The organism is Microcystis sp. M113S1, assembly GCF_020246945.1.
Lineage (GTDB): Bacteria > Cyanobacteriota > Cyanobacteriia > Cyanobacteriales > Microcystaceae > Microcystis.
Window position 1 is genome coordinate 1 of sequence record NZ_JADBSA010000101.1, and the last position, 8,241, is coordinate 8,241.

The following is an 8,241-nucleotide window of genomic DNA, read 5'->3' on the forward strand; positions in this document are numbered from 1 at the left end:
ATAGGCTTTTTCCATGTCTCACATTTTAGCATATATTTGGTAAATGCGCTAGTATTTAACAGTAAAGCCGTCGTGAAACGACGGGGTTTCAGACCCAAAATTTTCGATGAAAGGAATTTTTATTGGTTTAATTAAGGGATATCGACGGTTTATTTCGCCGCTATTTCCCCCTTCCTGTCGTTTTCAACCCACCTGTTCCCAGTATGCCATGGAAGCGATTGATCGCTTTGGTGTGGTGCGCGGTTCTTGGTTAGCAATTAAGCGTATTCTCCGTTGTCATCCTTTTCACCCCGGAGGTTACGATCCTGTGCCTCCCTGTAGCCACAAGCACGATTAAAAGGCAAAAATGCTGCCTATTTTCTTTGGGGAAAACGCTCGATATCGGCGATACCATAAAAGATGATCTGTTTGTCTTTTAAACGTAGTCGATCGACCCTTAATTGAGTACCATCGAGGGCAAATTTATCTAAATCCATGAGGTTGTTAACGTGGCTGATTAAAGCTTCTCCTAAAGCTTTCGATCTTTCGTCCCCTTGATAAACCACCTCAACAAATTGAATTTTTCGCCGTTCTTCCACAACCACAGCAGTGGTCATTTCTAGAAGAATTGGTTCTTCTTCTCCCAATTTGATTAGACTTTTCAGAGTTAAAGTTTTATTGTCATTGAGAATTAATTCCGTATTCTGACAGTGAATTGATTTACCTTCGTACTCTAATCTTTGCAGTTTTTCGACAATAAAAGGTGTATTAAAAGAGGTGGTTAAATCTTCTTCCGTTAAAACTACCCGCAAAGTGGCCCGCGTCGGTTGACGGAGTTTTACCTGTCCGGTAAAAATGGCACTAAAATCGATCGCCACCGCTTGCACATACAATTCCATGGCTTCGATGCGTAGGCCATTGTACATCAGCATCGACTGACCGATAAAGTCAAAACCGTCGATACTGCCTTGCAGTAATTTGGCTACGGGTTCGGCGCGGACAGTAGCTTTCAGCTTGCCTGTCCGTTTGAATAATGCAGCGATCGCAGCACTCACCGCCTTACTGATGAGTTGATCGCCGCTCTGATTGGGAAAAGGTAAGCTACCAAACACGCCTGCTGTCATATCTCTCATAAGTGGGACTACAACGATCTTAACATTATTTAAAGTTTCTTTACATCTCGTTTTATTAATGAGGATGATAAGCAATCTGTATGATTCTGTAGAGGTTATAAATTTTTAGCGGTCTATCCCGTGCGAGGGGATAGGATAGAAAAGTGCTACTATCCCAGTGATATAGCGTTTTTCACTTAGAAAATCGGGGTTAAAAACGTGGTTGCCATTTCAGATCAACAACAGTTAGCCGCTACCCACAACCACAGCGATCGAGTGGCGGTATTATTAATGGGATACGGGGAAGTGGAGAGTTACGAGGACTTTGCCAACTATAATGAACAGGCCTTAAATCTGCTGACGGCTAAGTTCGCTCCTGTACCGACTTGGGTTTATCCTCCCCTAGCGAAATTATTGGCCATATTTGACCTACACGAATGGCAACACCAGCATAATCACTTTATTTCGCCCCATAACCACATTTTCGAGCATCAAAGACAGGAAATCGAGCGCAATTTACAGGCAAAATGGGGTAATCGGGTGGAGGTATTCAAAGCATTTAACTTCTGCGCGCCTTTTTTACCAGCACAGGTATTAGGGGAAATCCGCGAACGGGGATTCGAGAAAATTTTGATCTATCCTCTCCTCGTGGTTGATTCTATCTTTACCAGTGGCATTGCGATCGAACAAGTTAACAAAGCTTTAGCTCAAGGACAAACGGGGGAACATTGGGTGAAAGGATTGCGCTATATTCCCTCGTTTTATAACCAACCCGCTTATATAGAGCTAATGGCGCGGTTAGTGGAAGAAAAAATCGCTGCTGAGGTAGCTAGTAGCTGTCTTCCCTCGCAAATTGGCATTATTTTAATGAATCACGGTTGTCCCCACGAAGCGAAGGGATTTACCTCGGGAATCGATGAAAGTCAAGCTTTATACGAGTTAGTCCGGGAAAAATTAATCTATCGTTATCCCTTGATTTCTGTGGGTTGGTTAAATCACCAAACCCCCTTAATTAAATGGACGCAACCGAATGCAGAGTTAGCGGCGAAGAATTTAATCGAATTAGGGGCCAAAGCTTTAATTTTCATGCCGATTGGCTTTGCTACGGAAAATCACGAAACTTTACTGGATGTGGAGCATATTATCGAAGCTTTACGCCGCAAACACGACCAAGTTAATTATGTGCAGATGGCCTGTGTCAACGATAACCCCGAATTTTGCCGGATGGCTGCCGATTGGGCCGAGGAACATATCGAAGCTCTCATATCACAAGAGGCTTTATCTGTCAATAGTTCTGTAACAATTCCTCACATTCATTCCGATCACCATCATCACCACGGACACCACCATCATCATTAAGCTTGGACAGTGGCAAAGAGGGGTAGCGGCGAAAATTAGTCCTACCACTTGTCACTGTTGGAAGTATGATCTATAATTGTGCTTTCCTGGGTACGTAGCTCAATGGATAGAGCATCCGCCTTCTAAGCGGACGGTTGTAGGTTCGATCCCTACCGTACCCGTTACTCATGACCCTTTTTCTGATCGATATACAAGTTCTGCTAGTTCGATCATCGCAGCCCCAGAAATTACCTTTTTAGGCACGGCACGTAACGATTCGGCTGGTGGTTTCTCTTTTCCTTCTCTCACTGGCTCTAACAAGGGCCGTTTCGGTCCTAATTTTCAGTTTCAAGTTATCTCTACATCTGTTCCCGAACCCTCCTCCTCCCTCGGACTCCTCGCCCTCGGAACTCTCGGCGCAGCCTCAACCCTCAAGCGCAAATTGAAGCCATCCAAATCAGCCGAAAAAGAAACCACAAAAGTAGGCTAAATTGCCCAGCAAAAATACGACAAATTACCCCTTCATTCAGTCAGTTAAGGGGGGTATTTTTTGCATAACTCTCTGAATTTCCATGATTTTAAGGAGTATGGTTTATCTTGCGAGCCGAGAGCGGCTACAATCTAAGATGACTGGTTATAGATGCTTTCAAGATGACTAAAACAGCAGAAACCCTCAAAATAGAACTTGCTCAACTTCCTGTGCAAGATCGCGCTGAACTCGCTTACTTTCTCATCCATTCTTTAGATGAAGGTGTAGATGACAATGTTTTAGATGCTTGGGATAGAGAATTAACTGAAAGATTAGCCGAAATTTATGCTGGAACAGCCAATGGTGAACCATCAGAAAAAGTATTATTGGAATTACGAGAGAAATATTCGTGAAACCGGTTATTATTCACAGTGAAGCAACAGGAGAACTTGACAATACTATTCAATATTATGAGAAGCAAAAGATAGGATTAGGGCTAGATTTGCTATCTGAAATTGAACAAGTTCTCGAAAAAATTAAAATTAACCCTAATCTGGGAACAGACCATACTATCGAAGGGGTAAGCCGTTATGTCATTCGCCGTTTTCCTTACATCATTTTTTATGTAGAATTTGAAGCATTTATCTGGCTGGTTGCGATCGCACATGGAAAACGTAAACCTGATTACTGGAAAAAGCGAAATTTAGAATAATGGAGATACTCAAACGTAAACTAAAACTATCCAAATCCACCGAAAAGGAACCCACAAAAGTAGGCTAAATTGCCTCTAAAAATACCATAAATGCCCCTTCATGTTATCTTGAGTGGGCTTATTTTAGGGAATTTATTTTTACAATCCAAATCAATCATTTTCATTCTATAATGTTACCAGTGTAAAATAAATAAGAGGGGTTATTCATAATGAGTCCACATCCGGATAACTTTGACAACTTTCTCTTCTGGAATAACCTGATAAACCAAACGATGCTGAATATTAATACGTCGGGAATAATAGCTCGCTAAATCGCCACTGAGTTTCTCATAAACAGGATAAGATTGATAGGGATTTGACTTAAGAATATTTAATAACTCGTTAGCTTGTTTTGCCAACCCAGTACGAGCCAGCTTTTCAGCATCTTTTTTCGCTTGTTTGGTAAAAACTAACTGCCAATTATCCATTTAAAATTGCTCTGATATCCGCCTCATCCACACAATCTTCAATAGAAGTGTTGCCACCTTCAATAATTGAATCTACCATACCAGGAATAGAATACAAATAAAGCGTTTCTTGAATAGAGTTCCAATCTTCCTCAGCGATTAAAATAGCATTTTTTTTCGTACCAGATAACAAAATCGGTTGATGATTATCATTGGTATCATTCACTAATTCATCAATTTGTTCTTTGGCTTCAGTAACAGTAACAATTTTCATGTAACTATCCCTTAAATTAACAACAAGAGCGCAACCAATCTTAACACAAGTCAAGTATTATTCAGCATAATAGCACCTTTTTTAAATATTTGTCAAATTTCTTTTTACTTATTCTCGTTGCCAATTCTTGATAAGTTGCCTTGCTCTGGAGCATGGTACATTGACTGATTGATTACTATTCTGGGTGTTACTAGGGGATTAAGTAAAGCACTAAGTAGGTAGGTGTTAAAATTTGTCAGAGCCGCCTTATTAAGGGGAGTAGGGGGGATCAAAGACAAAATCTATCTTCAATTAATTCTCGATAAACTGCTTCGGGAATAAAAACTATTTCGTAAAGTTGTTGTAGTAGATAAAGTTGATTAATAGCTGCAAGATTGTTGATAGGCAATGTATCACTGACAATAATCACAATCTGCCCATCTCCCGCAAGTTCTTAATATCCTGTTCAAAATCTTCGACATCGTAGTGTACTGGAATTTGACGACTTGCCAGTAGGTGTTGAAAAGCAATACGATTCATTCCGGCAAATCGACTCGCTTGAGCAAGGGTGAGCTTCTCTTTTTGAAAGAGCATAACCGCAATTTCCGGCCTCATCTCAGCTTCAGTCCTGCGTGTGGCACTGAGAATTTCATCGGAGATATCAATACTCATGGCTATAAACCTATCTATCCCTTCCTATTGGAATAATATTATAACCTCCTTCATTTAGTCAGTTGAGGGTGTATTTTTGGCATAACTCTCTCAATTCCCATAATTTCAGGGAGGATGGTTTATCCGATAGCTGCTACAATACAGATACAGGAAATAAAATTTTGATCAGTAGGGTAGAAGTCTTTTCCGTTATCTTAGAAGGTGAGCATCATGAAAAATTTATAAGAAATTAAAGCGATTTTAGGTCAGGTTAAGTCCTTAGTAAAAGAAAAGTATTATGTCAGTGAATTAGGTATTTTTGGAGATTATGTAAAAGGAGAAGTGCCGGAAAATAGTGAAGTTAATATTCTGATAGATTATACAGAACCGCCTAGTTTACTAGATTTAGTAGATCTGGAATATTATTTAAGTGATTTACTTAAGCTAAAAGCGGATGTTATCAGTAAAAATGGCTTAAAAGGAAGAAGGAGAGAAAGAATTTTATCGGAGGTTATTTATGTATGACGCAACGGGAATTTAGAGATTTCTTGCAAGTAAAGTAAAACTCGATAGGTTGGGTTTCGCCTTTTGAGCCGATTGGTAATACCTGATCAATAATGATAGCTCAACCCAACCTACGGCTGAATCTTCATCCTTTGCCAATGAATCAAATAAAGACAAAGACTTTACCCCCAGTTTTGGCAACTATTCTTGGTGTGAGAGGAGGAGGCAGATTTTGCTGCCGTTTCCTCCTGATATCTAAGACAGGATCAATTTTTGCGGTAAAAAATCTTACTGCCTTGGTCACTGACAAAATGACAATTGCGGTAGGACCGCCAGAGAGATTTGAAAATCGGTTCTTTCGAGACGCGATAATAGTCTCCTAAGACGGGAAGGATGGCCTCGGTTGCTTCTTGGAGATGATAGTGGGGAATAGTGATAAAAATATGATGGGCGACGTGAGTACCAATTTGGTGATGGATGGGATTAAAGATGCCATAATCGCGATCGATGGTAGAAAGCGCCCCTTTGAGAAAGTACCAGTCTTGACCGCGATACCAGGGAATATCATCTTCGGTGTGGTGTAGGAATGTCACCAAGTCCAACCAAACCACAAAGACGATATAGGGCATGATGTAGTAGTTAAACAGAAACCAAAAGCCGTAGCTGATACCCACCCCAATTAATAGACCTAACATAAAGGTACAGCAAACGGTGCTAGTCAGTACCTGCCACCGTTCCGAGGGGCGAAAGAGGGGGCTTTCGGGCATAAAATGGGATCCCTGTTTATTAGGGGAACGACGGAAAAGATAAAGGGGATAAACAAATAAAATTAGCTGAAAACGAGCTAATTTTTCGTACCAAGCCATATTGTTATACTGGGTTTCCGTGACGGGATACCAACTTTCATCGGTGTCGATATTGCCGGTATTAGCGTGATGGGTGCGATGACTGATGCGCCAACCGTGGAAAGGTACGAGAATGGGAGTATGACTGAGATGACCGATTAAGTTATTTAACCAACGATAACGGGAAAAGGAACCGTGACCGCAATCGTGACCGACGACAAATAAGGCCCAAAACATGGTTCCCTGCATAAACCAAAAAAGGGGGAAGAACCATGCTTGATTAATCTGGTAAGTTATCCAGTAAAGTAGGGTAATGATGCCAATATCAAAAAAAAAGTAGGCTAAAGAGCGAAAAACGCTTGATTGGAAGCAACGGGCCGGGATAGCTAGACGGACATCCTGTAGGGTAAATGGCAAAAATTCTCTTTTTAGGGAGGGTTTAGGTAGGGTTTGGGACACTAGGTTATAACTCAAGATAGATGACAGGGCAGTATTGACGAAAGCTTGAGTAGCTCAAGTTTTTTTGTTTCTCGATGCGCTATCTTTTCTCTATCTCAGCTAGGAGCGGATAAGACCGAGCGATCGAGCGAATTTCGTCTAACTCACCAGAATTTTATTGTAGGGCTTAATGTAACTTAACAAAAGCCCCTAGGGAAAGTTAATCAGATTCTCCCCCTGTCTGTCCGTCTGTCCCCTTGGGCATCTAGTACAATAATATCTGAGAAAATAGATAAGACTCTCGGTTATTCAATCAATATTATGAACCAGTTACCTATTCGTCCAGCTAACAAAAATTTTACCCATAGTTGCTTGACTTTTGCCGATTTTTATGCGGGAATTGGTGGCTTTCGTCTCGGTCTTGAACAAATCGGTTGGCAATGTGTTTTTAGCAACGAAAATAACCCAGATTGTGTGAAAACCTACAATCACAATTTTCATGAATCGATAAAACCGCAAGATGTTGAAGCTTTAATTCCTAGTTTAATTCCCGATTTTGAGGTTTTTTGTGGGGGATTTCCCTGTCAGCCATTTTCCAGAGCAGGACAAAAAAAAGGGTTTCAAGACAGTCGCGGACTAGCTATTCAGGAAATTATCAGAATTTGCCATGAAAAAAAGCCTAAAGTGATCTTTCTTGAAAATGTTAGTAATATCCTGCGCTTAAATCAAGGGCAGATATTAAAAGATATATTAATCCAGTTAAAAGAAATAAATTATCTGGCTTTTTATGCAGTTATCGATAGTAAATATTTCCAAATTCCTCAATCAAGACCTCGCTTTTTTTTATTGGCTTTCCGAAAGGATTTAGGAATTAAAAACTTTCAATTTCCCCAACCTTGCCATGCAGAAGTCGGTATTGAGAAAATTATTGTTTCGGGGGATTATTCAATTCCCATATCGGAAAAATGGCAGCAGTATATTGATTATTACGCTGGCAGAATTACTGCCGAACAATTATCTTTTCAACTGCCAAAAACAAGAATAAGTATTGAAAGGTCAAGTGTTAATGTAGATTATGATAATTGTATTTATCAAATGAGATCTAGTGGCATCCGAGCAATTTCTATCCAAAAACCCTTTCCTACTTTTGCGGTTAGTGTTAGCGGTGGTGGCGCCATGATTCCAGTGTATAGCAAGGAAAGAAGACATTTAAGTCTCTTAGAAATAAAAAGATTAATGGGATTTCCCGATGATTATTATTTTCCTGTTTCTCGCACCGCTGCTATTAAACAACTTTCTAACGCTGTCTGTCCCCCAGTCATTAAACATATTGGTATAAATATTACTAAATCACTTAATTAGGGTCTGCTGAATAAATCTAAAAACCTTGTTGGGTAAGACTTTTAGACTTTTTGTCAATCAAAAAGTACCAGGCATGGGAGTGATCAGGGGGAAAATTCAGGTACTTTTTCCCTGAAAATTAGGTAGTTGACC

Annotated in this window: 12 protein-coding genes, 1 tRNA gene and 1 pseudogene; 8 read left to right on the plus strand and 6 right to left on the minus strand. The window is 40.2% G+C overall.

Annotated features, from left to right (window positions below; genetic code table 11):
- The first annotated feature begins 106 nt into the window (after positions 1-106).
- Entirely contained in the window at positions 107-337 is a 231-nt protein-coding gene (gene yidD, locus IM319_RS05440; RefSeq protein ID WP_287076588.1) for a membrane protein insertion efficiency factor YidD, read from the plus strand.
- Positions 338-353: 16 nt separating this feature from the next.
- Here the strand turns inward: yidD and IM319_RS05445 are convergent, their stop codons facing one another.
- Complete coding sequence (locus IM319_RS05445) at positions 354-1,112, minus strand: DUF2993 domain-containing protein (RefSeq protein ID WP_287076590.1); 759 nt, start codon at positions 1,110-1,112, stop codon at positions 354-356.
- Between the two features lie 198 nt (positions 1,113-1,310).
- On the opposite strand from IM319_RS05445, the gene IM319_RS05450 reads away from it, so the two are divergent.
- The 5 genes from IM319_RS05450 (at position 1,311) to IM319_RS05465 (ending at position 3,610) form a co-directional block, all read left to right on the plus strand.
- Positions 1,311-2,450, plus strand: a complete 1,140-nt coding sequence (locus IM319_RS05450; RefSeq protein ID WP_287734937.1) for a ferrochelatase — start codon at positions 1,311-1,313, stop codon at positions 2,448-2,450.
- An 88-nt stretch (positions 2,451-2,538) separates the two neighbouring features.
- A tRNA-Arg gene (locus IM319_RS05455) sits at positions 2,539-2,611 on the plus strand.
- Positions 2,612-2,784: 173 nt separating this feature from the next.
- Positions 2,785-2,919: a PEP-CTERM sorting domain-containing protein gene (locus tag IM319_RS22405; protein ID WP_353857180.1), complete on the plus strand. Its 135-nt coding sequence runs from the start codon at positions 2,785-2,787 to the stop codon at positions 2,917-2,919.
- 161 nt (positions 2,920-3,080) lie between these two features.
- A complete protein-coding gene (locus IM319_RS05460; RefSeq protein ID WP_287079492.1) occupies positions 3,081-3,311 on the plus strand; it encodes an addiction module protein in 231 nt (76 codons plus the stop codon).
- The gene (locus IM319_RS05465) at positions 3,308-3,610 is read left to right on the plus strand and encodes a type II toxin-antitoxin system RelE/ParE family toxin (protein ID WP_287734938.1); all 303 of its coding nucleotides are present in this window, start codon (positions 3,308-3,310) and stop codon (positions 3,608-3,610) included. The genes IM319_RS05460 and IM319_RS05465 overlap by 4 nt, the downstream gene beginning before the upstream one ends.
- Positions 3,611-3,810: 200 nt before the next feature.
- On the opposite strand, the gene IM319_RS05470 is transcribed toward IM319_RS05465, so the two are convergent.
- From IM319_RS05470 to IM319_RS05485, 4 genes and pseudogenes are all read right to left on the minus strand, one after another.
- Positions 3,811-4,077, minus strand: a complete 267-nt coding sequence (locus IM319_RS05470) for a Txe/YoeB family addiction module toxin (protein ID WP_002756029.1) — start codon at positions 4,075-4,077, stop codon at positions 3,811-3,813.
- Positions 4,070-4,330, minus strand: coding sequence for a type II toxin-antitoxin system Phd/YefM family antitoxin (locus tag IM319_RS05475; RefSeq protein ID WP_287734939.1), 261 nt, complete (start codon positions 4,328-4,330; stop codon positions 4,070-4,072). The genes IM319_RS05470 and IM319_RS05475 overlap by 8 nt, the downstream gene beginning before the upstream one ends.
- 277 nt (positions 4,331-4,607) lie before the next feature.
- A pseudogene (locus IM319_RS05480) lies at positions 4,608-4,739 on the minus strand (DUF3368 domain-containing protein); the annotation flags it as partial.
- Positions 4,736-4,981, minus strand: a complete 246-nt coding sequence (locus tag IM319_RS05485; RefSeq protein WP_286825027.1) for a UPF0175 family protein — start codon at positions 4,979-4,981, stop codon at positions 4,736-4,738. The pseudogene IM319_RS05480 and the gene IM319_RS05485, both read right to left, overlap by 4 nt.
- A gap of 237 nt (positions 4,982-5,218) precedes the next feature.
- Here IM319_RS05485 and IM319_RS05490 point away from each other — a divergent pair, with 237 nt between their 5' ends.
- On the plus strand, positions 5,219-5,485 hold the full coding sequence (locus IM319_RS05490; protein WP_287734942.1) for a nucleotidyltransferase family protein: 267 nt from the start codon (positions 5,219-5,221) through the stop codon (positions 5,483-5,485).
- Between the two features lie 245 nt (positions 5,486-5,730).
- On the opposite strand, the gene IM319_RS05495 is transcribed toward IM319_RS05490, so the two are convergent.
- Entirely contained in the window at positions 5,731-6,768 is a 1,038-nt protein-coding gene (locus tag IM319_RS05495; protein ID WP_287734940.1) for a fatty acid desaturase, read from the minus strand.
- 300 nt (positions 6,769-7,068) lie between these two features.
- On the opposite strand from IM319_RS05495, the gene IM319_RS05500 reads away from it, so the two are divergent.
- The gene (locus IM319_RS05500) at positions 7,069-8,109 is read left to right on the plus strand and encodes a DNA cytosine methyltransferase (protein ID WP_287734941.1); all 1,041 of its coding nucleotides are present in this window, start codon (positions 7,069-7,071) and stop codon (positions 8,107-8,109) included.
- The last annotated feature ends 132 nt before the right edge of the window (positions 8,110-8,241 follow it).